17 protein-coding genes are annotated in these 23,284 nt (G+C 72.8%); 12 read left to right on the top strand and 5 right to left on the bottom strand.

The genetic code is table 11. The features are described from left to right. Window positions 1–34 precede the first annotated feature (34 nt). The 5 genes from Pen02_RS03615 (at window position 35) to Pen02_RS03595 (ending at window position 7,329) form a co-directional block, all read left to right on the top strand. Window positions 35–1,726: an ABC transporter ATP-binding protein gene (locus tag Pen02_RS03615; protein WP_372445570.1), complete on the top strand. Its 1,692-nt coding sequence runs from the start codon at window positions 35–37 to the stop codon at window positions 1,724–1,726. After that, on the top strand, window positions 1,723–3,735 hold the full coding sequence (locus Pen02_RS03610; protein WP_203864466.1) for an ABC transporter ATP-binding protein: 2,013 nt from the start codon (window positions 1,723–1,725) through the stop codon (window positions 3,733–3,735). Before Pen02_RS03615 ends, Pen02_RS03610 begins: the two co-directional genes overlap by 4 nt. A 156-nt stretch (window positions 3,736–3,891) precedes the next feature. Further along, window positions 3,892–5,580, top strand: coding sequence for a serine hydrolase domain-containing protein (locus Pen02_RS03605; protein WP_203864465.1), 1,689 nt, complete (start codon window positions 3,892–3,894; stop codon window positions 5,578–5,580). 25 nt (window positions 5,581–5,605) lie between these two features. After that, a complete protein-coding gene (locus Pen02_RS03600) occupies window positions 5,606–6,277 on the top strand; it encodes a response regulator transcription factor (RefSeq protein WP_203864464.1) in 672 nt (223 codons plus the stop codon). Further along, on the top strand, window positions 6,274–7,329 hold the full coding sequence (locus Pen02_RS03595) for a HAMP domain-containing sensor histidine kinase (protein WP_203864463.1): 1,056 nt from the start codon (window positions 6,274–6,276) through the stop codon (window positions 7,327–7,329). The genes Pen02_RS03600 and Pen02_RS03595 overlap by 4 nt, the downstream gene beginning before the upstream one ends. Window positions 7,330–7,375: 46 nt before the next feature. Here the strand turns inward: Pen02_RS03595 and Pen02_RS03590 are convergent, their stop codons facing one another. Next, complete coding sequence (locus Pen02_RS03590) at window positions 7,376–8,296, bottom strand: aminoglycoside phosphotransferase family protein (RefSeq protein ID WP_203864462.1); 921 nt, start codon at window positions 8,294–8,296, stop codon at window positions 7,376–7,378. Window positions 8,297–8,467: 171 nt separating this feature from the next. On the opposite strand from Pen02_RS03590, the gene Pen02_RS03585 reads away from it, so the two are divergent. Beyond that, complete coding sequence (locus Pen02_RS03585) at window positions 8,468–9,019, top strand: DUF6939 family protein (protein WP_203864461.1); 552 nt, start codon at window positions 8,468–8,470, stop codon at window positions 9,017–9,019. Between the two features lie 244 nt (window positions 9,020–9,263). Beyond that, window positions 9,264–11,876, top strand: a complete 2,613-nt coding sequence (valS, locus tag Pen02_RS03580; protein ID WP_203864460.1) for a valine--tRNA ligase — start codon at window positions 9,264–9,266, stop codon at window positions 11,874–11,876. A 7-nt stretch (window positions 11,877–11,883) separates the two neighbouring features. Here valS and Pen02_RS03575 read toward each other — a convergent pair whose 3' ends face one another. The 3 genes from Pen02_RS03575 to Pen02_RS03565 form a co-directional block, all read right to left on the bottom strand. Beyond that, complete coding sequence (locus tag Pen02_RS03575) at window positions 11,884–13,011, bottom strand: DUF3885 domain-containing protein (RefSeq protein ID WP_203864459.1); 1,128 nt, start codon at window positions 13,009–13,011, stop codon at window positions 11,884–11,886. Between the two features lie 293 nt (window positions 13,012–13,304). Beyond that, on the bottom strand, window positions 13,305–14,462 hold the full coding sequence (locus Pen02_RS03570; protein WP_239140012.1) for a PDDEXK family nuclease: 1,158 nt from the start codon (window positions 14,460–14,462) through the stop codon (window positions 13,305–13,307). A gap of 202 nt (window positions 14,463–14,664) precedes the next feature. After that, on the bottom strand, window positions 14,665–16,590 hold the full coding sequence (locus Pen02_RS03565; protein ID WP_203864458.1) for a serine hydrolase domain-containing protein: 1,926 nt from the start codon (window positions 16,588–16,590) through the stop codon (window positions 14,665–14,667). 165 nt (window positions 16,591–16,755) lie between these two features. On the opposite strand from Pen02_RS03565, the gene Pen02_RS03560 reads away from it, so the two are divergent. The 5 genes from Pen02_RS03560 (at window position 16,756) to Pen02_RS03540 (ending at window position 22,514) form a co-directional block, all read left to right on the top strand. After that, window positions 16,756–18,576, top strand: a complete 1,821-nt coding sequence (locus tag Pen02_RS03560; RefSeq protein ID WP_203864457.1) for a glycoside hydrolase family 3 protein — start codon at window positions 16,756–16,758, stop codon at window positions 18,574–18,576. A gap of 108 nt (window positions 18,577–18,684) precedes the next feature. Further along, the gene (locus Pen02_RS03555) at window positions 18,685–19,581 is read left to right on the top strand and encodes an ABC transporter ATP-binding protein (RefSeq protein ID WP_203864456.1); all 897 of its coding nucleotides are present in this window, start codon (window positions 18,685–18,687) and stop codon (window positions 19,579–19,581) included. Next, window positions 19,578–20,360: an ABC transporter permease subunit gene (locus Pen02_RS03550; protein WP_203864455.1), complete on the top strand. Its 783-nt coding sequence runs from the start codon at window positions 19,578–19,580 to the stop codon at window positions 20,358–20,360. Before Pen02_RS03555 ends, Pen02_RS03550 begins: the two co-directional genes overlap by 4 nt. Before the next feature lie 153 nt (window positions 20,361–20,513). Further along, window positions 20,514–21,740, top strand: a complete 1,227-nt coding sequence (locus tag Pen02_RS03545) for a sensor histidine kinase (RefSeq protein WP_203864454.1) — start codon at window positions 20,514–20,516, stop codon at window positions 21,738–21,740. 96 nt (window positions 21,741–21,836) lie between these two features. Next, entirely contained in the window at window positions 21,837–22,514 is a 678-nt protein-coding gene (locus Pen02_RS03540) for a response regulator (protein WP_203864453.1), read from the top strand. A gap of 60 nt (window positions 22,515–22,574) precedes the next feature. Here Pen02_RS03540 and Pen02_RS03535 read toward each other — a convergent pair whose 3' ends face one another. After that, complete coding sequence (locus Pen02_RS03535; RefSeq protein WP_239140011.1) at window positions 22,575–23,201, bottom strand: hypothetical protein; 627 nt, start codon at window positions 23,199–23,201, stop codon at window positions 22,575–22,577. Window positions 23,202–23,284: the final 83 nt, after the last annotated feature.

Below are 23,284 nucleotides of genomic sequence, written 5' to 3'. Positions count from 1 at the left end.
CCTCCGCCCGTACCGGGCACAACTGGTCTGGCTGATGCTGGCGGCGTTCGCGGCGACCGGGGCGGGCATCGCCGTACCGCTGGTCGTGCAGCGGGCGGTGGACGGACCGATCGCGCACCGCGACTCCGGCGGTCTGCTCCGGCTCGGCGGGCTGGCGCTGGTGCTCGGGCTCGCCGAAGCAGGCTTGATCTTCATCCGGCGGTGGGCCCAGTCCTCCTCGGCGGTGGGGATGGAGGCCACCATCCGGGACGACATCTACGCCCACCTGCAACGGCTGCACATCGGCTTCCACGACCGCTGGCAGTCCGGCCAGCTACTGTCCCGGGTGACCAGCGACCTTTCGGTGATCCGGCGCTTCCTCTCCTTCGGGCTGCTCTTCCTGGTCGTCAACGTCACCACCTACGTCGCCGTGGTGACGCTGCTGATCACCCTGCACCCGGGGCTCGGGCTGCTGGTGGCGGCCGGTGCGGTGCCGCTGTTCCTGGCGAGCCGGCGGTTCACCCGGGCCTACCTGCTGGCCGCCCGACGGCTCCAGGACGAGCAGGGCGACCTGGCCACGCTGATCGAGGAGTCCGCGCAGGGAATCCGCACCGTCAAGGCGTTCGGCCGGCGGCCGGAGATGACCAGCAGGTTCGCGGCCGGCAGCCGTACGCTGCACGACACCGCGACCGGCAAGGGCCGGCTGCTGGCGCGTACCTCCGCGCAGTTCGACCTGATCCCCAACCTGACCCTGGCCGCGGTGCTGGTCGCCGGCGCTGTCGCCGTCGCGCACGGCTCGCTCACCATCGGCGGACTGGTCGCCTTCGTCAGCCTGCAACTGATGCTGATCTGGCCGATCGAGTCACTGGCCTGGATCATCGCCACCGCGCAGGAGGCGATGACCGCCGCCGACCGGATCTACGAGGTACTCGACACCCGGCCGACCGTCGTCGACCGGCCGGGCGCGGTGGCGCTGCCCCGGGTCGAGGGCGCCGGCCGGGGCGGGGAACTCCGCTTCGACGGGGTGTGGTTCGGCTATCCGCAGGGGCCGCCGGTGCTGCGCGGCGTCGACCTGACGGTGCAGCCCGGCGAGACGCTCGCCGTCGTCGGCACCACCGGCTGCGGCAAGACCACCCTGTTGTCGCTGGTGCCCCGCCTCTACGACGTGACCGCCGGCCGGATCACCCTGGACGGGCAGGACATCCAGGACGTCCGGCTCGACTCGCTGCGCAGCCGGGTCGGGGTCGCGTTCGAGGAACCCACCCTCTTCTCGATGTCCGTGCGGGAGAACCTCACCCTCGGCCGGGCCGACGCGGGCGAGGAGGAGGTGCGGGCGGCGCTCGCCGTGGCGCAGGCCGATTTCGTGTACGACCTGCCGTGGGGGCTGGACACCCGGATCGGCGAGCAGGGGCTCTCCCTCTCCGGCGGGCAGCGGCAGCGGCTGGCGCTGGCCCGGGCCATCCTCGGCCGGCCCGGGGTACTGGTGCTGGACGATCCGCTGTCGGCGCTGGACGTACACACCGAGGCGCTGGTGGAGCGGGCACTGGCCCGGGTGCTCCGGGACACCACCGCGCTGGTGGTGGTGCACCGGCCGTCGACCGTCGCGCTCGCCGACCGGGTGGCGCTGCTCGCCGACGGCCGGATCGTCGCCGTCGGCACCCACGCCGAACTGCTACGCGAGGTGCCCGCGTACCGGTCGGTGCTCTCCGCCGAGGACACCGACGACCTGGGACTCGTCCGGTCATGACGGCATCCGGCCCGGTCGACGGCGCGGCGGCGGTCGGATCTGCCCCTGCGTCGGTCGAACCCGCTGCGTCGGTCGAACCCGCTGCGGCGGCCGGCTCCGTCGACGACCCGACGACGACCAGCAGCACGACGAGCGGCACCACGACGACCGGCAGCACGACGAGCGGCCCGGACCTGAACCGGTGGCGGGGCATCGCCGCTGACCCGGAGGCGGACCGTACCGCCGCCGAGACCGGCACCGTGCAGGGCATCGCCCGGCTCCGCAGCCGCAGCCGGGTACTGCTCGGTTCGCTGATCCGGCCGCACCGCCGGCTGATCGGTGTGGCGGTGGTCCTACTGCTGCTCCAGAACGCGGCCGGGATGGCCGGGCCGTACCTGGTGATGCTCGGCATCGACCGCGCCATCGCACCGCTCCGGGCCGGGAACGCCGGTCCGCTGGTCGCCGTCGCCACCGCGTTCGGGCTCGCCGCCGTCGCCGAGTACGCCGGCAAGCGCGGCTTCCTCACCCTCTCCACCCGGATCGGCCAGGCCATCCTGCTCGACCTGCGCCGTCGGGTGTACGACCACTTCCTGCGGCTGTCGGTCAGCTTCCACGAGCGCTACACCTCGGGCCGGCTGGTGGCCCGGCTGACCAGCGACATGGACTCGATCGCCGAACTCGTCGACGGCGGCATCGACGACCTGGTGCTCGCCGTGCTCTCCATCGTCTCGGTGGCCGGTGTGCTGCTCTGGCTGGACCCGCCGCTGGCCGTGGTCACCCTGCTCGCCTTCCCATTCCTGCTCTGGCTGTCCCGCTGGTTCGCCCGCGCGTCCGCGTCGGCTTACCGGCGTACCCGGGAGACCGTCGCACTGGTGATCGTCCACTTCGTCGAGTCGCTCGGCGGGATCCGGGCGGTACAGGCGTTCCGCCGCGAGCCGCGTAACCAGCAGATCTTCACCGCCGTGAACGACGACCACCGTCGGGCGAACCTGCGGGCGTTCCGGCTGATCGCCACCTACTCACCGGCGATCAAGGTGATCGGCAACGTGACAATCGCGGCGGTACTGGCGTACGGCGGCATGCGGGTGCTCGGCGGGCACGTCGAGATCGGCGTACTCGCGGCGTTCCTGCTGTACCTGCGCCGGTTCTTCGAGCCGATGCAGGAGTTGAGCCAGTTCTACAACGCGCTCCAGTCCGCCACGGCAGCGTTGGAGAAGCTGGCCGGGGTACTCGACGAGCGGCCCGGCGTACCCGAGCCGACCCGGCCCCGCCCGCTGCCGGCCGGCCCGGTCCGGGGTGCGGTGGACCTGACGGCGGTCTCCTTCGGCTACCGGACCGACACCCCGGTGCTGCCCGAGCTGACCCTGTCGATTCCGGCTGGTCAGACGGTGGCGCTGGTCGGTGCGACCGGGGCCGGCAAGTCGACGGTGGCGAAGCTGGTGGCCCGGTTCTACGACCCGACCCGGGGCACGGTCACCCTGGACGGGATCGACCTGCGCGACGTCGCCGACGCCGAGCTACGCCGGGCGGTCGTCATGGTCACCCAGGAGAACCACCTCTTCGCCGGCTCGGTGGCGGACAACATCCGGTTCGGTCGGCCGGGGGCGGACGACGCCGACGTGGTCGCGGCGGCGGACGCGATCGGCGCGCACGACTTCATCGCCGCGCTGCCCGCCGGGTACGCCACCGACGTGCACCGGCGCGGCGGCCGGCTCTCCGCCGGGCAGCGCCAGCTCGTCGCGTTCGCCCGGGCGTTCCTGGCCGATCCGGCGGTGCTGATCCTCGACGAGGCCACCTCGTCGCTGGACATCCCGAGCGAGCGGCTGGTGCAGCGGGCGCTGCGGACCATCCTGGCCGACCGGACCGCGATCGTCATCGCCCACCGGCTTTCCACTGTGGAGATAGCCGACCGGGTACTCGTGCTGGACGGCGGCCGGGTGGTCGAGGACGGTCCACCGGAGTTGCTGGTCACCCGGGACGGCCGGTACGCCGCCCTGCACCGGCAGTGGCAGGACTCCCTGCTGCACTGAGCCGCCGACCCGGCCCACCTCTCCACGTCGACGTGCAGGGCGTAGGAGGCGCCACCACCGAAGCCCGACCGTCGGAAACGGATGCGGTCCCGACCCGGCCGGTACCCGGGTGCCTCGTTTACCTCAGGTTCGCACCGGTGCTCCTACCTTCGCCCCATGACCAAGCACTTCAGGCTCATGGTGGTGGCGATATCCCTGGCGGCGCTGGCCGCCTGCACGGCGGAGAGCGGCCCGTCGGAATCCGGGTCGAGTTCGCCGGCCGCCGGCGCCCACTGCGACGGCCGGGTCGACGCCGCCCTCGGCGCATGGGCGCGGGCCGGGTTCAGCGGCTCGATCGCGATCTCGACCGGTGGCCGCTTCGACTGCCTGGCCAGCTACGGGTCGGCAGAGGACGCCGCCGGCACCCCGAACACCGTCGACACCGTCTTCAGCATCGGCTCGGTCACCAAGGCGTTCACCGCCGCCAGCGTGTTCCGGCTGGTGGACGACCGCAAACTGGCGCTCGACGACCGGGTCGGCAGCATCCTGCCGGAGCTGACCGGCCCGGTGGCCGGGGTGACCGTCCGGCAACTCCTGCTGCACACCAGTGGGCTGAACGGCACGCACGGCACGGACCACAAGCCGCTGGACCGGGTCGGTGCGCTGTCGGCGATCGGCGGCCTGAAGCTGGCCTTCGCGCCCGGCACCGGCTACGTGTACTCGAACGCCGGCTACACCCTGCTGGCCCTCGTCATCGAGAAGGTCTCCGGCCAGAGCTACCGGGACTACACCATGGCGACGACGCTGCCATTGCCCGACGGTCGGATCGCCGGCGGATTCTGGGACGGCGAGCCGGCCGCACCGGGTCCCCGTGCCGTCGGGCGGCTCGACGGCGGTCGGACCGGTGAGTCGGGAAGCTTCGCCGGACCGCACTGGGCGGTCGACGGCAACGGCGGCCTGGCGATGACCACCCGGGACCTGGCGGCCTGGACCCATGCGCTGTTCACCGGCCGGCTCGTCTCGGCCGCCGCCGTGCGGGCGATCGGCACCCCGGGACACGACCTGGGCAAGGGCAGGTCGGAGACGCCCGGCTGGGTGGCGTACGACGCCTCCGTGTACGGCAAGCCGTTCCTGGCCACTGCGGGTGGAGGTGGCGACATCGGCCACAACGCCGTGCTGGTGTGGGTACCCGAGGGCGAGCGGGTGATCGCGATGGCGTCCAACCGGCCGGAGGTGACCGCCGAGAAGCTGCTCGAAAAGCTGGGTCCGGCGCTGCTTGCCGGCGGTCCACTGCCGACGCCGAGCCCGCCACCCGGCGGCACCGCTCCGGCCGCTACCGTCGGGAAGTACCGGCTGGGAACGGGAGGTGGGTTCGAGGTGACCGCCGCCGGCAACCAGATGTCGATCTCCGCGAGCGGTGCCGACGCCGTCTCCGCCCTGTTCCCGCCGCGCGGCGTTCCCGCCGACGAGCTACGGCGGCACGAGGAACGGGTGCTGGCGCTGCTGGGCGGTAAGACCCAGGAGGGCCGCCGGGAACGCAAGGCGCTGGAGGCCGCGTTCGGCCGGGTCACCGGCATCGCTCCCGCCGGCACCGTCGTCCGGGACGGCGAACTGCGCAGCTACGTCACCGTCAGCACCGACACCCGTACCGTCCTCGGGTGGTTCGCGGTCAACCAGGAGGGCGGAGTCGAGGCCGCCGAGGTGGACACCGCACCGCCGGCCCTCACCCTCGTCGCGGCAGGTGCCGGCCGGTACCGTCCCGACGATCCGACCGGCAGCGGCCCGGAGGTGACCGTCGAGTTCGGTACCGGCCGGCTGACCGTCACCGGCCCCGGCGGCCCGTACGTCGCCGAACTGGCCCGTTGACCGGCCCGGTCCCCGAGAGCCGCGCATGCGAATCCTGCTGGTCGAGGACGACCCCGATCTCGCCGAGGTGGTCGCCCTCGGCCTGCGCAACGAGTCGTACGCGGTCGACCTGGCCGCCAGCTACGCCGACGCCGAGGAGCTGCTCCGGACCACCGGGTACGACGTCGCCTGCCTCGACCTCGGGCTGCCGGACGGGGACGGGCTCGACCTCGTCCGGCGGCTCGGCCGGGATCCGGCGCTGCACCGGCCCCGGCGCTGCCTGGTGCTCACCGCCCGGGACGCCGTGACGGACCGGGTGGCCGGGCTCGACGCGGGTGCGGACGACTACCTGGTGAAGCCGTTCCACTTCGCCGAACTCCTCGCCCGGCTGCGGGCGCTCGGCCGCCGGGGTGACGCGTCCGACTCGACACTGCGGGTCGGCGACCTGACCCTGGACCTGGCCGCGCACCGGGCGTGGCGGGCCGGCACCGAACTCGGGCTGACCGCCCGGGAGTTCTCGCTGCTGCGCTACTTCATGCACCATCCTGGGCGGGTGCTCTCCGCCGAAGACCTGCTGGAACACGTCTGGGACGCGCACGCCAACCCGTTCACCTCGTCGGTGCGGGTGATCCTCAGCCGGCTGCGCCGCAAACTCGGCGATCCGGCGCCGATCGTCACCATCACCGGCGTCGGCTACCAGTTGACGGAACCGTCGTGAGCCGCCACTGGCGGTCGCTGCGGGTACGCCTCGCGGTGCTCGGGTTCCTGGCCAGCTACGTACCGGTCCTGCTGCTGTTCGGCGTGACCCTGGTGACCGACGTCGAGACGACGGAGGCGCTGACCGGTACGGCACCCGTCGAGGACACCACCACCGACTCCTCCGGCGTGGTGACCTGGACCGTCCTCGCCCTCGCTCCGGTCGCTGCCGGACTGGCCTGGTGGTGGGCCGGCCGGGCGGTCGGCCCAATCGACCGGATCCGGCGGGTCGTCGAGGAGATCGAGGGGGCGGACCTGAGCCGGCGTACCGGACTCGACCGGGGGCCGACCGAGTTGGTCTCGCTCGCCGCGAGCTTCGACTCGATGCTCGACCGGCTGGAGCGGGCCGCCGACACCCAGCGGCAGCTCGTCGAGGAGACGAGTCACGAACTGCGGATCCCGCTGGCCGTACTGGTCACCAATGCCGAGGTGCTGCTCACCCATCCGGAGCCCACCGTCGAGGTGTACCGGAGGGGACTCGAACGGTCCCGGACCGCGGCGGTACGGCTGCGGTCGACCCTCGACGAACTCCTCGCCGACGCCCGGGGCCGGGCCCGCGTCCTCGACCGGCAACCGGCCGACCTGACCGGCATCGTCGGTCGGGTACTGGAGGACGCCGCAGTGCTGGCCGCGCAGCGACGAATCCAACTCTCGGCCGGCGGGCCGCCCGACGCGAGCTGTGCGGTGGACGAACCGACCGTACGCCGTGCCGTCACCAACCTCGTCGACAACGCGATCCGGTACGCCCCGGCCGGCTCGGCGGTACGGGTCGACGTCGAGGTCGGCGAGTCCGAGGTGGCCGTACTGGTCACCGACCACGGCCCCGGCATCGCCGCTCACGAGCAGGAGCAGGTCTTCCAGCGATTCTGGCGTGGCCGGCGGGACGTCCCCGGCACCGGTCTCGGCCTGGCGATCGCCCGGCAGATCGCACAGGCACACAACGGCAACCTCACACTGCGCTCGCCGGGGCCCGACGGCGACGGTTGCGAATTCCGCCTCACCCTGCGCCGCTGACCCCGGGCCCAGCACCGTCCCCGGCCCAGCCGGAACAGCGTCGTGCTCAGTTCAGCCGGGGCAGCAGCAGGCGGGCGACGTCGAGGGCGCGGCTGGCCGGCGACGGGTCGCCCGGTTTCCAGTCCTCGGCCGTCCAGACGTCCGAGAGCACCGCCATCACGAAGCTCCAGCCGACGACCCGGTCCACCGGCATCGCCAGCAGGTCGGCGAGTTGTTCGACCCGGGCCGGCACGAGCGCGGTCAACGCCGGGTCCCGGTCGTCCGGCTCGGGGTTGTAGAGCAGCGCGCCGACCTCGAACCCGGGATCGCCGACCAGCCCGTGCGGGTCGATCGCCAGCCACGGCTCCCGCTCCGCGCGCAGGATGTTGTCGTGGTGCAGGTCGCCGTGCAGTACCGTCCGCTCGGTCGCCGACGCGCACAGCTCACGCATCAGTCCGCCGGCCCGGCCGACCAGGTCACTCGGCAGCGGCCCGCCGTCGCCGTGCACCCGCAGATAGTCGTCGAAGCCCGCGCCGTAGCTGGAGAGGTCCGGCAGTGCGCAGTCGGGCGGCGCGGGCACGGCGAGCCGGCGCAGCACCGCCGCCGCCACCGACGTCGCCTCGGCGTCCTGGGAGGGCACCAGGTCACGCAGCCGCCAGCCGGGCTCGGCCCGCTCCAGCAGCAGCGCACCCCGGTCGAGGTCGGCGCGGAGCAGGCGTACGGCGCCCCGGCCGTCGAACGCGGCCAGTGCCGGTGCCTCGTTACCCAGCGACTCGGCGCCCGGCACACCCAGCTTGAGTACGGCCGGCCGCCCGTCGGCACACGTCACCGCAGTCACGTAGTGGAACGAGAGGTCGTACGGCTCGCCGACGGTCAACTCCCAGTCGGCGGCCACCTCGACCAGGGTCCGGGGCAGCTCGGCGAGCCAGCGCTCCCCGTCCGCCCGCCACACCTGCCGGACGTTGCGCGCCAGTGCGTCGGGAATCACGGCGCCAACGGTAGCCGGCGATCGGCCGCCGGTTCGGAATGTCGTACCCGGGCGGCAGGATGCGGGTCGACCGGAGTTCGTGGGTCGCGTCGGGCCGACGGGCGGGGCGGTCAGCCGGGCCGACGAGGCGCCGACGACGTGCCGACGAGGTCGACCGGAGGAACGGGGTCCGTGGCGATACAGGTGATGAGCCGGCGACGGTCGGCGGCGACGATCGAGGCGGCGGCACCCGGCGCGTTGGTGCTGGACGTGACGTCGCGCGGTCCCGATCCCTGGGTGCGGCTCAGCCCGTTCTATCCACACGGCGGCATTCCGGTGCCGCTGTCGCCCGGCGTCACCGGTGCGTCGGTGGAGGGGATCTGGCAGGCGCTCAAGGTCTTCGCCGACACCGACGTCGATCCGAGCCGGTTGGGTGTGACCACCATGAAGGGGCTGAAACGGACCGTGCGCCGGTACGGCCCGGTCCGCGGGCACCGGTCCGGGTTGAACGGCGACCGTCTGTTGGGCTACGAGGAGGCGCGGCGCCGGATCTACCTGCCGGCGTACCGGTGGGTGCTGGAGCATCCGGCGGCCGACCTGGTCGCCGAGTTGCGTCGGCTCTCCGCCGCCCGGGACGTGGTGCTGCTGGACTACACCACCAACGCCGACGTCACCGACCTGGGCAGCCCACTGTCGCACGCCGCCCTGGTCCGCTCGTTCCTGACCGGCCACTGGCCGGCCTGATCAAGCACAGTCCAGCCTGCCCAGGCACAGGTCCGGACCGACAGGCACAGTCCGACCTGACCGGGCACCGGCCGGGTCTGGCCCGGCACCGGCCGGCCGGACCGGGGACCGGGCAGCGGAGTCGCCAGCCGCCGGACAAGCCCCGAGTCGGGCGGAGACGGGCTGCCCGAGCGCCGATGGGCCGGGGCGGGAGCGGTGAGAAATTCCTGGTCGGCCGGCCGGTGGTCTCCCGTACCATCAGCCAATGACGGATACGGAGCGGCACCAGCGCACCGGTGTCCCCGAGCGGCCGAGCCTCGACGGCCTGGCCGACAAGTGGGCCCGCCGCTGGCAGGAGGAGGGGACGTACGCCTTCGACCGGACGAAGAGCCGGGCGGACGTGTACTCGATCGACACTCCGCCGCCGACCGTATCCGGCGAACTGCACATGGGGCACGTCTTCTCGTACACCCACACCGACACGGTGGCCCGGTTCCAGCGGATGCGCGGCCGGACGGTCTTCTACCCGATGGGCTGGGACGACAACGGCCTGCCCACCGAACGCCGGGTGCAGAACGTGTACGGGGTGAGCTGCGACCCGACGCTGCCGTACGACCCGCAGTGGCAGCCGCCGCAGCGGCCGGTCGGCGAGGCGGCCCGGAAACAGCCGGTCTCGATCTCCCGACGCAACTTCGTCGAGCTGTGCGCCGCGCTGACCGCCGAGGACGAACAGGTCTACGAGGAGCTGTGGCGGCTGCTCGGGCTGTCGGTGGACTGGTCGCTGACGTACACGACGATCGGCCGGACGGCGCGGGCCACCGCGCAGCGGGCGTTCCTGCGGAACCTGGCCCGGGGCGAGGCGTACTCCACCGAGGCGCCGGCGCTCTGGGACGTCGGTTTCGGCACGGCGGTGGCCCAGGCGGAGTTGGAGGACCGGGAGCGACCGGGGGCGTACCACCGGATCCGGTTCGAGGTGCTGGCGTCCGGGCCGGGCAGCGCGGGTACCCCGGCCGGTCCCGGCCCCGGCCGCGACGACCCGTACGTGTACGTCGAGACCACCCGTCCTGAGTTGCTGCCGGCCTGTGTGGCGCTGGTCTGCCACCCCGACGACGAGCGCTACGCCGACCTGGTCGGCGGCCGGGTCCGCACCCCGCTGTTCGGCACCGAACTGACCGTCTACGCCCATCCGCTGGCCGATCCGGCCAAGGGCAGCGGTCTCGTAATGACCTGCACCTTCGGTGACCTGGCCGACGTGACCTGGTGGCGGGAGCTGCGACTGCCCACCCGGGTGGTGATCGGCCGGGACGGCCGGCTGCTGCCGGAGCCACCCGCCGGAGTCGACCCGACCCCGTACGCCGAACTCGCCGGCCTGCGGGTCAACGCGGCCCGGCGGCGGATCGTGGAACTGCTGACCGCCTCCGGCGACCTGGTCGGCGAGCCGAGGCAGATCACCCATCCGGTGAAGTTCTACGAGAAGGGCGACAGCCCGCTGGAGATCATCTCGACCCGGCAGTGGTATCTGCGCAACGGCGGCCGGGACGCCGAACTGCGGGCCGAACTGCTCGAACGAGGACGTGAGCTGCACTGGGTGCCGGGGCACATGCGGCACCGCTACGACCACTGGGTGAGCGGGCTGACCGGGGACTGGCTGATCAGCCGGCAGCGCTACTTCGGGGTGCCGTTCCCGGTCTGGTACCGGCTCGACGACACTGGCGAGCCGGACTACGCCCAGCCTCTCACGGCCGACGAGTCGACGCTGCCGGTGGATCCGAGCTCCGACACTCCGGCCGGCTACACCGAGTCGCAGCGCGGCCGACCGGGTGGTTTCGTCGCGGACCCGGACGTGATGGACACCTGGGCCACCTCGTCACTCACCCCGCAGATCGTCGGCGGCTGGCTCGACGACCCCGACCTCTACGCCCGGGTCTTTCCGATGGACCTGCGGCCACAGGGGCAGGAGATCATCCGTACCTGGTTGTTCTCGACCGTGGTGCGCGCGCACCTGGAGGCCGGGGTGCTGCCCTGGCGGGACGCGGTGCTCTCCGGCTGGATCCTCGACCCGGACCGCAAGAAGATGTCCAAGTCCAAGGGGAACGTGCAGACCCCGATCGCACTGCTGGAGGAGCACGGCCCGGACGCGGTCCGGTACTGGGCGGCGAACGGGCGGCCCGGCACCGACCTGGCGTTCGACCCGGGCCAGATCCGGGTCGGCCGCCGGCTGGCCACCAAACTGCTCAACGCGTCCAAGTTCGCGCTCGGCCTCGGTGCCGGCGACGCCCTGCGGGCGCCGGTCACCGAGCCGCTGGACCGGTCGATGCTCGCCGGACTCTCCACCGTGGTCGCCGCCGCGACCGCCGCCTTCGACCGGTACGACCACACCGAGGCGTTGCAGGTCACCGAGGCGTTCTTCTGGCGGTTCTGCGACGACTACATCGAGTTGGTGAAGGAGCGCGCCTACGGCGAGGGTGCCGGCGCCGAGTCGGCTCGGGCGGCGCTGGCCGCCGCGCTCTCCACCCTGCTGCGCCTGTTCGCCCCGGTCCTGCCGTACGTGAGCGAGGAGGTCTGGTCCTGGTGGCGGTACGGCTCGGTGCACCGCTCGCCGTGGCCGACGACGTACGAGATCCAGCGGGTGGCCGGGGACGGCGACCCGGCGCTGCTGGAGCTGGCCGGCGCGGCACTGACCCAGGTGCGGCGGGCGAAGTCGGAACGGAAGGTCTCGATGCGTACCGAGGTGCCGCTGGCCGAGGCGCTCGGCCCGGCGGCGATGCTGGAACAGCTTGCCAGCATCGCCGGTGACCTGAAGGCGGCCGGCCGGATCGGGAAACTCGACTTCCTTCCCGACCGCACTCCCGAACTCGTCATCGCCTGCGCGTTCTGAACCGAACCTACTTCCCGCCGAGTTGGTGGGACAGCCAGTCGGGATGCCCGGCCCGCAACTCGTCGCGCAGTTCCGGGGTGCCGAGCAGTACGTCGGCGCCACCGTCGTACGGGGCGTAGAGCCAGGACAGGTCGGGCGGGGCGACGACCACGTCCGTCACCCGGCCGTCGGCGACCGCGCGGAGCAGCGGCTCCAGCCGGTCGGACTGCCGGGGAAGCGGGCTGACGTAGGCGTGCGCGAAGAGGAGCTGCGGGTGCAGGTCCGGCCAGGAGAGCACCGTCCAGCACTCCGCGTCGGGCAGCAGGTCCGCCATGATCGGCGTACGGTTGCCCGGCACCGGCCGGCCCGCCAGCTCCAGCGTGATCACCAGCAGCTCGGGAAGCTCGCCGCGAAGCTCGTCCAGCAGGGTGTGGTGCCGGTGCAGCACGGTGGCGTACTCGTCCTCGGTGCCGGGATGACGCCTGGCGTCGGGCAGCACGTGGAACCGTACCCAGTGGTCGCCCAGCCATCTCAGGCGGTGACCGACCGGCGGGGTCTGCGGCCAGCGGGCCTGCCAGGCGACCCGCAGCGGGTGGTCGTCGGCGCCCGGCGGCGGCCAACTCCGCACCTCCCCCGGCGGTACGCCCTGCCGGCCCGAGGCCACCACCTCGCGCAACGCGAGCACGTACGGGTCGGCGGTCGGCTTGTCCAGGTCGGCGTCGAAGACCGCGACCAGGGTGCCCTCGTCCCAGCTCCAGCGCTGCACGTCGCGCCAGACCCGCAGGTTGGGGTGCGGCACCTCACGGCACGCCTCGGCCGGGGTCAACAGTTCGATCGCCGCCGCGAGCTGGTCCCGGTCGAGCCGCACCCAGCCGGTGTCGCCGTGCCAGTCCGCCACCGTCGCCAGCACCGCCGCGGACAGCAGCGCCTCCCCGTCGTTGACCCGGACGAACGAGATCTCCGACCCGGTCTCCCCGAGCACGGCCTGACCGCCACCGTCCGGGCCGTCGCCGTTCGCACCCTCGCCGTCCCGACCCTCGCTCTCGGCGGGCGCGAACCCGATCCCGTGCAGGACGGGCCGGGTCCATTTCAGTGCGGCCTCGAATCGGGCGCGCGCCTCGCGGATCTCGTCGAGTGTCTGCCAGCTCTCCGCCATCGCGAGATCATCCCAGCCGGCGCCTGTGCCCGGATCGCCGACCCGGGCGCGAGCGCCTACCGGTGCCCGGATCGCCGACCCGGGCGCGAGCGCCTACCGGCAAGGGCCCACCGGAGGACGCCGGGCGGCGGGATCTCGCTTTCCGGCGGGCCGAGGAGAACTGGCGCTAGATCGTCATTTAGTCCCGCCTTGCTGTCAAGAAACCCGACATCACCCGGTTGCAGCCAATCCACTGTGGAGTGAACCAGGTCAACCCGGGTGGCGGGTGGTATACGCGGGAACGGTCGTCGTGGTCAGGCGTCGGCTCGCCAGCCGGCCGCTTCCAGCCCGGCCCGCACCTGGCCGGCCACCTCCGCCGGCCGGCTACGAACCAGGAAGGCCGGAAACCGCAGGATGCGGTCGCCCGCGATCCAAATCTCGTTCTGCCGGCGCAGGTCGGCCGCCCAATGGCGTACGTCCATGTGGTGTGCGCCGTCCACCTCGACGTGCAACCGCCACCGCCGCCAGTACGCGTCCAGGTAGCGCCTCCGCCCGCTGGTGTCCACACGATGCTGCTGAAGGTCCGGGGCGGGCAGTCGGAACCGGCGGCACAGCGCCACGAAATCCAACTCGGAGAGCGCCTGTGCCCCGCCCTCGACATCGTCGAGCGTACGCAGGATCAACGGCCGTCGGCACAGTTTTGGCAGCTCGGCCGCCACCGCACGGATCTCGCCGGCCGTCGTACGCCGCTGTTGGCAGCCGGCCGCGAGAATGCTCCGCGCCTCGTCGTCGGAGCGGGCCCAACCCGCCGCATCGGCCAGCGCCCGAGCAGTGGTGGTACGCGTCGGCCTGCCGAGCTGCAGGTGCGACTCGGGCAGGACCGCCGTCCGCCGTACCAGTACGGCCGGCATGTCGAGCGGTAGCCGACGCAGTGCGGTGGAGGCGCGCCGGGCGGCGGGGACCAGCACGTGCAGCGGCTCCCGCCGCAGTCCGCGTACGCCCGCTTCGCCGGCGGCAGTGGCCCCGGCCAGTACCGCCCCCTGCCCCGCAACCAGTACGGCAACCCAGAGCTGCTGGTCACGGGTGAGTCGTCCGTTTCCGGTGAGCAGCAGGCCCCGACACAGCGAGCGCCACCGACCCGACCTGACCAGGCCACGGACAGTTCCCCGGCCCAGCAGCCGTTCCGCCTGGCCGCTCGTCAGGACGCCGGCCTGTTCGAATGCCAGCCAGTCGAGCTCGCCGGCATCCTCCGCCGGCAGCCCCGACAGTCCCGGCAGTCCCGAAAGTCCCGGCAGTCCCGATATTCCTGGCAGCCCTGGTCCCCGCAGGCTCGCCGGCCTCGGCAGGCCGGGCCGCCGAGGTGGCTTCGGCGACTGCTGACGAGGCCGCTGTCCGCCGTCGACGGCGATTCCCGGTTGACGGGGAGTGACAGGCTGACCGGAAGGGACAGGCTGACGGGGAGTGACAGGCACCCGACCAAGTGTGCGGACCCGCCCACTCACCCGCAATGACAACCCCTCCGCCTGTGGACAACGCCCGGACACATCCGGGGCCCCAAGATCCACGGCAAGTTGTGGTTAGCCACGAACCGCAATTCTCCAAGATCCTTGGCGACCGCCCACCACCCCGAGGTGGCCGCCAGCGCGGGGCGGACGGGGCGCGGAGCGATCGGCGTCAGCGGTCGGAGGGGGTCCAGCCGGTGGCGGTGAAGCGGGTGGCGTCGGTGCCCTCGCCGGAGAAGAGCAGACCGTTGGTGCCGACCGCGAGCAGCGCGTCGACGTACACGCCCCGGCCTCGGGAGGTGGCGTCGGTGGCGTAGCTCCAGCGCAGGTGGGTGGTGCCGACGGGCAGTTCGGCGAGCGCCTGCCACCAGCGCCGGCCGCCGTAGCCGGTGACCGATCCCTCGGCGGTCCACCGGCCGGTCAACCCGAGCAGGGTCACGTCGACCGGCGTCCAGGTCTCGCCACCGTCCGCCGAGGTCTGGAAGTGCAGCACGTCGTAGCGCGGCTCGGTGTCGTACCAGAGTCGGAAGCTGGCCACCGCAGCCCGGCCGGCGGCGCGGCGCAGCGGCGCGGTGAGGGTGACGCTGCCGCCGTCGCGGTCGTCCGCGCGCCAGGCGGTGCCGCCCAGCGGCGGCCGGACCGGGATCGCGTACGCGAGGTCGCGGGCCAGCGCCCGCCGGGCGACCGTGTTGGTACCCCAGTTCCGGTCCGGATGTACCCGGTTGGTGAGCAGGATCAGGAAGGTCTGCGACAGCGGGTCGACCACGATCGAGGTACCGGTGAACCCGGTGTGCCCGAAGGTGACCGGCGAGGCGAGCGGCCCCATGTAGCCGTGCTTGTTCAGCTCGAAGCCGAGCCCTCGGTCGCTGTCCGGATAGCGGGTTTCCAGCCCGGCGTTGTAGTTGACCAGCATGTCCCGCACGGTGGACTCGCGGAGGATCCGGGCGCCCCGGTATTCGCCGCCGTTCAGCAGCATCTGGCAGAAGATCGCCAGGTCGGCGGCGGTGGAGAAGAGTCCGGCGTGCCCGGCCACCCCACCCAGCGCCCAGGCGTTCTCGTCGTGCACCTCGCCCCAGACTATGCCCCGGTTCGCGTACGGCTGGTATTCGGTGGCGGCGATCCGGTGCCGCAGCGCCGGTGCCGGGTTGTAGCCGGTGTCGTGCATCCGCAGCGGCCCGGTCACCTCGGCGGCGACGAGGTGTTCCAGCGGGCGGCCGGTCACCCTTTCCACGAGTACGCCGAGCGCGATCAGCCCGAGGTCGGAGTAGACGTACTGGTTGCCGGGGGTGGCACCGGCGGCGAACGGGGTGGCCAGGGCGGCTGCCTCCCGGGCCTCCGGGGTCGGATAGGCACTCCACAGTGGAGCAAACGCGGGCAGCCCGCCGGTGTGGGTGAGCAGCATCCGGACCGTCACCGCCTCCTTGCCACCGGCGGCGAACTCCGGCAGGTAGCGCACCACCGGCGCGTCCAGGTCGATCGTGCCGCGCTCGACCTGACGCAGTGCCACCACAGTGGTGAAGAGCTTGGAGATCGAGGCGAGGTCGAAGATGGTGTCCCTGCGCATCGGGATCTGCTGGTCGGCCGGCAACTCGACCCCGACCCGGCCGGGTGCCGGCCCGACCGATTCGTATTTCACCGCCATGCCGAGCGCGTCGTGCCGGACCACCACGCCGTCCTTGGCGGCGAGCAGCACCGCTCCGGCGTACGTGGGGAAGTTGGGGTGGTCCGGGGTCGGCGTGAGGTACGCCTCGGCGTCGGCGCGCAGCCTGTCGACGTACTCGGGAAGCAGCCCGACCTCCTGCGGCCGGCCGGTCCGCAGCGCGCGCCGCTGGAAACGGATGTCGTCGGGGTCGACGGCCGGCGGCCCGTCCTGCCGGCCCACCCGCTGCACACCGCCCACCACCTGGCCGACCTTCGGCCCGGCGACCAACTGACCTACCTTCGGGCCGGCGACCGCCTGACCTACCTTCGGGCCGGTGACCATCTGGCCGACCTTCGGGCCGGCGAGTGCTGGTTGTGGCACGGCCAGGGCCGTGACCAGGAGAACCATGCCGGTTCCGGTCCCGATGACGCTGGTGCCGATCCTCCGACGACGCATCGTCGCACCTCCCTGTCAGCTTGCCAGCCATCGACCGACCTCGTCGACCACGACTCAGACCAGGATGAAGCTTTCCTTCGACCTTGGCAATAACAGGGAAGCTTCTTGCCCAGCACCGGGGCGGACGACTAATTTATAGGGTCGGATGAATCACCGGGAGGCGCCATGCGGAGCCGGCTACTGGCATCGACCGTCGCGAGCGCACTGCTCGTCGCCGCGGGCGTGGGCATCGGTCCACCCGCCCGGGCCGGCACGGCGGCCGGCAAACCGTCCCCTGTGGACCGGCTGATCGCCCGGATGAGCCTGCCGGAGAAGGTCGGCCAGCTCTTCGCCACCTACGTCTACGGCGGCTCCGCCACCGCGCCGAGCGCCGCCGACGCCACCGCCAACCGCCAGGCGTACGGCGTCGGCACCGGGGCCGAGGTGGTGGCGAAGTACCACCTCGGCGGGGTCATCTACTTCTCCTGGTCGCACAACCTCGACTCGCCTCGGCAGATCGCCGAACTCTCCAACGGGCTCCAGGCGAGCGCCGCCGCCAGTGGGCCCCGCATCCCGCTGCTCGTCTCCACCGACCAGGAGCACGGCATCGTGCAGCGGCTGCCGGCCCCGGCCACCCTCTTCCCCGGCAACATGGCGCTGGGCGCCGGCCGCAGCCTGGTCGACGCGTACTCGGCGGCCCGGATCACCGGGCGGGAGCTGGCGGCCGTCGGCATCCAGCAGGCGTGGGCACCGTCGGCCGACGTCAACGTCAACCCGGCCAACCCGGTGATCGGGGTACGCTCCTTCGGCTCCGACCCGCTGCTGGTGGCCGGGATGACCGCCGCCCAGGTGCTCGGATTCCAGTCCGGTGCCGGGGTGAGCGTGGCCGCCAAGCACTTCCCCGGACACGGCGACACCCGCGACGACAGCCACACCGCACTGCCGGTGATCCACCACACCCGGGCCGAGTGGCAGCGGCTGGACGCACCGCCGTTCCGGGCCGCCATCGCCGCCGGAGTCGACACCATCATGACGGCGCACATCGTCGTACCCTCGCTGGACGCCTCCGGCGACCCGGCCACGCTCTCCCCGCCGATCCTCACCGGACTGCTCCGCGAGCAGCTCGGCTTCCGGGGCGTGGTGGTCACCGACTCGCTCGCCATGGCCGGGGTACGGCAGAAGTACGGCGACGACCGGGTACCCGTGCTCGCCCTCAAGGCCGGCGCCGACCTGCTGCTGATGCCGCCGAACCTGGACCTGGCGGTCAACTCCGTGCTGGCCGCGGTCGCCTCCGGCGAACTTCCCGAGGCCCGGATCGACCAGTCGGTACGCCGGATCCTCACCGTCAAGCAGCGCCGGGGCGTACTCGACGGGGTGCCGCCGGTCGACCCGGCCGGCGCCGAACGGATCGTCGGCCAGCCCGCCCACCAGGCCGAACTTCGGAAGATCGCCGACCGTACGGTGACCGTGCTGCGCAACGACGCGAAACTGCTGCCGCTGCCCCGGGCCGACCGGTCGGTGCTGGTCACCGGCTGGAACTCCAGCGCCTTCGACAACGTCGGCACCCTCGCCGCCGGACTGACCGCCCGGGGCAACCGGAGCACGGCGCTGCCGACCGGGCTCCCGAACGACGCGAAGATCGCCGAGGCGGTGGCGGCGGCCCAGGCCAACGACCTGACCATCGTGCTGACCCAGAAGTCCTTCGACACCACCGTCAGCGACCCGAACGCCCGGCAGCAGAAGCTGGTGCACGCGCTGGCCGCCACCGGAAAGCCGGTGGTGGTGGTCGCGGTGCGGGACGCGTACGACGTCGGGCACTTCGACGACGTGCCGACCCAGCTCAGCACGTTCGGCTACACGAAGGCGTCGATGGAGGCGCTGACCCGGGTACTCACCGGAGAGGTCGCGCCGGCCGGCAAGCTGCCGGTCAGCGTCCCGGACCCGGCCGACCCGACCGCCGTCCGCTACCCGTACGGCCACGGCCTCACCTGGCGACTCCGCCGATAGCACCCCCTCCGGGGAGGACGGCGTACGACTTCAGGCGTACGGCCGGGACGCCGACGACCAGCCTCGGGGCGGTCGGCGGGCGGCCCGGCCGTGCCTAGCGTCGAGGTCATGATTGAGGCACAGGCGCTGACCAAGCGCTTCGGCGGCACCCTCGCCGTCGACGAACTGTCGTTCACGGTCGCCCCCGGTCAGGTCACCGGGTTCCTCGGCCCGAACGGGGCCGGCAAGTCCACCACCATGCGGATGATCGTGGGGTTGGACCGGCCGACCGCCGGCACGGTCACCGTGGCCGGCCGTCCCTACCGCGAACACCCGGCACCACTGTGCCAGGTCGGTTCCCTGCTCGACGCCAAGGCGGTGCACCGGGGCCGCAGTGCCCGCAACCACCTGCTGGCGCTGGCCCAGACGCACGGGATCGGCCGGGGACGGGTCGACGAGGTACTGGAGACGGTCGGGCTGAGCACCGTCGCCGACCGGCGGGCCGGCGGCTTCTCGCTCGGCATGGGGCAGCGGCTCGGGATCGCCGCCGCCCTGCTGGGCGACCCGGCGGTGGTGATCCTCGACGAGCCGGTCAACGGGCTCGACCCGGATGGGGTGCTCTGGGTGCGCAACCTGCTCAAGGGGCTGGCCGCCGAGGGACGTACCGTGCTGGTCTCCAGCCACCTGATGAGCGAGATGGCGGTCACCGCCGAACACCTGGTGATCGTCGGCCGGGGCCGGCTGCTCGCCGACACCACCGTCGCGGACCTGATCGCCCGGGTCGCCGTGGGCAGCGTGCTGGTCCGCTCGCCGGACGCGGGCGAACTCGCCGAGCTGCTCACCGCGCACGGTGCCGCGCTGACCGCCGTAGAGCCGGGTCTGTTCCAGGCCGCCGGGCTGGGCGCGGAGAAAATCGGCGAGCTGGCCCGGGGCGGCGGGCTGGCCCTGCACGAGCTGACCCCGCGACGGGCGTCGCTGGAGGAGGCGTACATGGAGTTGACCCGGGAGGCGGTGGAGTACCGATGAGGATCACGTTCGCCCGGGTGGTGCGTTCGGAGTTCACCAAGCTCCGGTCACTCCGGTCCACCTGGCTGACCCTGGGTACGGTGCTGCTGCTCGCGGTGGGACTGGCCGCCGCCATCGGTTACGGCGTACGCCGCTCGGTGCAGTCCGGCGAGCCGGCCCCGAGCGTGGCCGACGCGGTCGCGGTGGCGCTGCTGCCGATGGACTTCCTGATGCTGGTGATCGGCGTGTTCGGGATACTCCAGATCTCCGGCGAGTACGGCAGCGGCGCGATCCGGGCCACCCTGACCGCCGTACCCCGGCGCTGGCCGGTGCTCGGTGCGAAGGCGGTCGCGTTGATCGGGCTCACCGCGCCGGTACTGGCGGTCACCTGTCTCGCCGCGTTCCTGGCCTGCCAGGCCGGGATCGGCCCGGACGGCGCCACCCTGGGCGACCCGGCCGTGCCGCGCGCGATCGCCGGGGCCGCCGGTGCGGCGGTGCTGATGGGGCTGCTCGGGCTCGGCATCGGTGCGATGCTGCGGCATACCGCCGGGGCGATCACCACGCTGGTGGTGCTACTGATGGTCGTACCGGTGCTGCTCGGACCGGTACTGCCCGGCGAGCGTGAGGAGAAGGTGCTGAAGTTCGTGCCGGCCCTGGCCGGCCAGGCCATGTACTCCCTGCACGGCGACGGCGCCCCGTTCGAGATGCTGACGCCCGGCGCCGCCGTCACGGTGCTGGTCGGCTGGGCCGCCGCACTGCTGCTCGGCGGGGTCGCCGTACTCCGCCGCCGGGACGGTTGACCACTCCACGGCTGGAACGGTTGACCGCTCCACGGCCGGGGCGGTTGGCCACTCCACGGCCGGGATGGTTGGCCACTTCGCCGACGGGACGGGGCGACCATTCCACCGACAGGACGGGCGACCGGCGGGCCGAGCCGAGGAGGAGGTGATCCGATGCGGGACGTTCCACCGGCCCCGCGTTCCGGCGCGGGTTCGGTCCGGCCCGTGGACGAGTTCGGGCCGGCGGTGTTGCGCGGGCTCCGGGACCGGCTCCGGCGCCATCCCCGCTGGGTGGACGCCGGCCTGGTCGTGCTGCTCGGGCTGGTCAGCGGACCGGTGGCACTCGCCGACACCGGCGTCGCCGCCTGGCTGTGGTTCGGCGCCGTGCACGCCCCGCTGGTCTGGCGACGCCGGGCCCCGGTACTGGTCTGCTGGTCGGTGTACGGCCTCGCGGTCGTCTCGGCGGTGCTGGAGGGGATCCGGGTCAACGGGATACATCCGGAACTCGTCGTCGCGGTGGCGATCTACACCGTCGCCCGGTACCGCCCCCAGCGTTACGTCTGGCCGATCCTCGCCGCCACCGAGATCCCGGCAGCCGTACTCCTGCTGCCGGGCGGGCCGCACTGGACCGCGCTGGGATTCGTCACCTGCGGTCTCGCCGCGACGGTGCTGCTCGGGATCACGGTCCGGATCCGGCGGGCGTACCTGGCCGAGTTGGAGGAGCGGGCCCGCCGGCTGGAGCGGGAACGGGACCAGCGGGCCCGGCTCGCCGTCGCCGCAGAACGCGCCCGGATCGCCCGGGACCTGCACGACATCGTGGCGCACAACCTCGCCGTGATGGTCGCGCTCGCCGACGGCGCCAGCTACGCCGCCGGTACGGCGCCCGAGCGGGCCGCCGAGACGATGGCACAGGTGTCGGCGACCGGGCGGCAGGCGCTCGGCGAGATGCGTCGGCTGCTCGGCCTGCTCCGCGACGACGCCGTCGGCCGTGCACCCCAGCCGGGACTGGACGACCTGGCGGCGCTGGTGGCGCAGGTACGCTCCGCCGGACCGCGAATCGGACTGACCGTCGACGGTGCACCGACGGAGTGCGGTCCGGGTGTCGGGCTCGCCGCGTACCGGATCGTTCAGGAGGCGCTCACCAACACGTTGAAGCATGCCGGCCCGGCCGCCGAGGTGCGGATCCGGCTGGACTTCCGGCCGGACGGCCTGCACCTGGAGATCGTCGACGACGGCGCTGGGCGTACCGCCACGCCCGGTGCGGGCGACGGGCACGGACTGGCTGGGATGATCGAACGGGCCACGGCGTACGGCGGCGAGGTCGAGGCCGGTCCCCGGCCCGACGGCCCCGGCTGGCGGGTACGGGCCCGGCTGCGGCTCGACGACGAGAAGCCGACGTGAACGGGCGGCGGCGAGAGGCCGACGTGACCGGGCGGCGAGGAGAAGACGACGTGACCGGGCGACCAAGGTGATCGCGGGACGGGGCAGGGGGACGGCGTGACCATCAGTGTGCTGCTCGTCGACGACCAGCCGCTGCTCCGGCTCGGCTTCCGGATGGTGCTGGAGAGCCAGCCCGACCTGGTGGTGGTCGGCGAGGCCGGTGACGGTGCGCAGGGCGTCTCGATGACCCGTACGCTGCGCCCGGACGTCGTACTGATGGATGTCCGGATGCCGGTGCTGGACGGCATCGAGGCGACCCGGCGGATCGTCGAGTCCGGCGCGCCGGCCCGGATCCTCGTGCTCACCACGTTCAACCTCGACGAGTACGTCTTCGCCGCGCTGCGGGCCGGGGCGAGCGGCTTCCTGCTCAAGGACGTACCCCCGGCCGACCTGCTCACCGGGATCCGGGCGGTGGCGGCCGGCGACGCGGTGGTGGCGCCGAACGTGACCCGGCGGCTGATCGACGCCTTCGCCGGGTACCTGCCGGACCCGTCGACCGGGCGGTCCCCGCTCGACGAGCGGCTGCACCGGCTCACCGAGCGGGAACGGGAGGTCCTGGTGGAGGTGGCCCGGGGCCGATCCAACGCCGAGATAGCGGCCCTGCTCACCGTCTCCGAGGCGACCGTGAAGACCCACGTCGGCCGGATCCTCGGCAAGCTCGCCCTGCGGGACCGGGTCCAGGTGGTGGTCTTCGCCTACGAGGCCGGAATCGTACGCCCGGGTGACGACCGCTGACCCGGACCTCGGCGGCCGGTCCGGCCGGCCACCCGACCGGTCAGCCGCCCAGGAGGCGCGTCAGAACGGCCAGTCGCGCAGGAAGCGCAGGCCCAGCAGGAAGGCGATCACCGCCGGACCGACCGCCAGGGTGACCGCCTGGGCCCGGTAGGCGATCCGGTGCCGGAGCAACTCCAGCCCGTTGGCCAGGATGATCACGCCGCTGACCATCATGAACGCGCCCCACCAGCCGGTCGCACCGAAGTCGAGCACGTCGTTGACCAGCAGCAGGAAGGTCACCCCGAGCGCGGCGGCGTTCAGCGCCAGCATCGCGACCGTGCGGTGGAACGCCTGGGGCAGCGGGTCCGGCGACCGCCACAAGTAGGTGCCGGCGACGGCCAGCGCCGGCAGGGTGATCATGAACGGCCAACCCTTGCCCATCACCCCGAGCATCAGCAGCGCACCGACCGCGAAGACCAGACCGCCGACGCAGGCCAGCAGGTATCCGACGAACGCGCGCCCGCCGCCACGGGCCAGCAGCGGTCCGCCGGACGCCGCGATCAGTGCTCCGGGTACCAGGACGAAGCCGGCCCACCAGTGGAACCGGTCGATCGACTGCGCGGTCACGGTCACCACCACGACCCCGAGTCCCGCTGCGGCCAGGCTGGTCAACCAGCGTCCGGCGACCATCGGCCGGCGCCTCCCCACGGTCTCCACCTCAACGCTCACAGTTGACGACTCTGCCGGCTCGGCCGACGGGAGACCATCCGGTCAGCCCTACCATCCGCCGG

This window comes from Plantactinospora endophytica (genome assembly GCF_016862915.1).
Lineage (GTDB): Bacteria > Actinomycetota > Actinomycetes > Mycobacteriales > Micromonosporaceae > Plantactinospora > Plantactinospora endophytica.
Note: the sequence above shows the minus strand (reverse complement) of the source record. Positions and strands in the feature narration are given on the sequence as shown.

Coding starts and splice junctions, on each gene's coding strand:
- Pen02_RS03615 (WP_372445570.1), top strand. CDS start 35: ATGCTGGCGGCGTTCGCGGCGACCGGGGCGGGCATCGCCGTACCGCTG.
- Pen02_RS03610 (WP_203864466.1), top strand. CDS start 1,723: ATGACGGCATCCGGCCCGGTCGACGGCGCGGCGGCGGTCGGATCTGCC.
- Pen02_RS03605 (WP_203864465.1), top strand. CDS start 3,892: ATGACCAAGCACTTCAGGCTCATGGTGGTGGCGATATCCCTGGCGGCG.
- Pen02_RS03600 (WP_203864464.1), top strand. CDS start 5,606: ATGCGAATCCTGCTGGTCGAGGACGACCCCGATCTCGCCGAGGTGGTC.
- valS (WP_203864460.1), top strand. CDS start 9,264: ATGACGGATACGGAGCGGCACCAGCGCACCGGTGTCCCCGAGCGGCCG.
- Pen02_RS03575 (WP_203864459.1), bottom strand. CDS start 13,011: ATGGCGGAGAGCTGGCAGACACTCGACGAGATCCGCGAGGCGCGCGCC.
- Pen02_RS03565 (WP_203864458.1), bottom strand. CDS start 16,590: ATGCGTCGTCGGAGGATCGGCACCAGCGTCATCGGGACCGGAACCGGC.
- Pen02_RS03560 (WP_203864457.1), top strand. CDS start 16,756: ATGCGGAGCCGGCTACTGGCATCGACCGTCGCGAGCGCACTGCTCGTC.
- Pen02_RS03555 (WP_203864456.1), top strand. CDS start 18,685: ATGATTGAGGCACAGGCGCTGACCAAGCGCTTCGGCGGCACCCTCGCC.
- Pen02_RS03550 (WP_203864455.1), top strand. CDS start 19,578: ATGAGGATCACGTTCGCCCGGGTGGTGCGTTCGGAGTTCACCAAGCTC.
- Pen02_RS03545 (WP_203864454.1), top strand. CDS start 20,514: ATGCGGGACGTTCCACCGGCCCCGCGTTCCGGCGCGGGTTCGGTCCGG.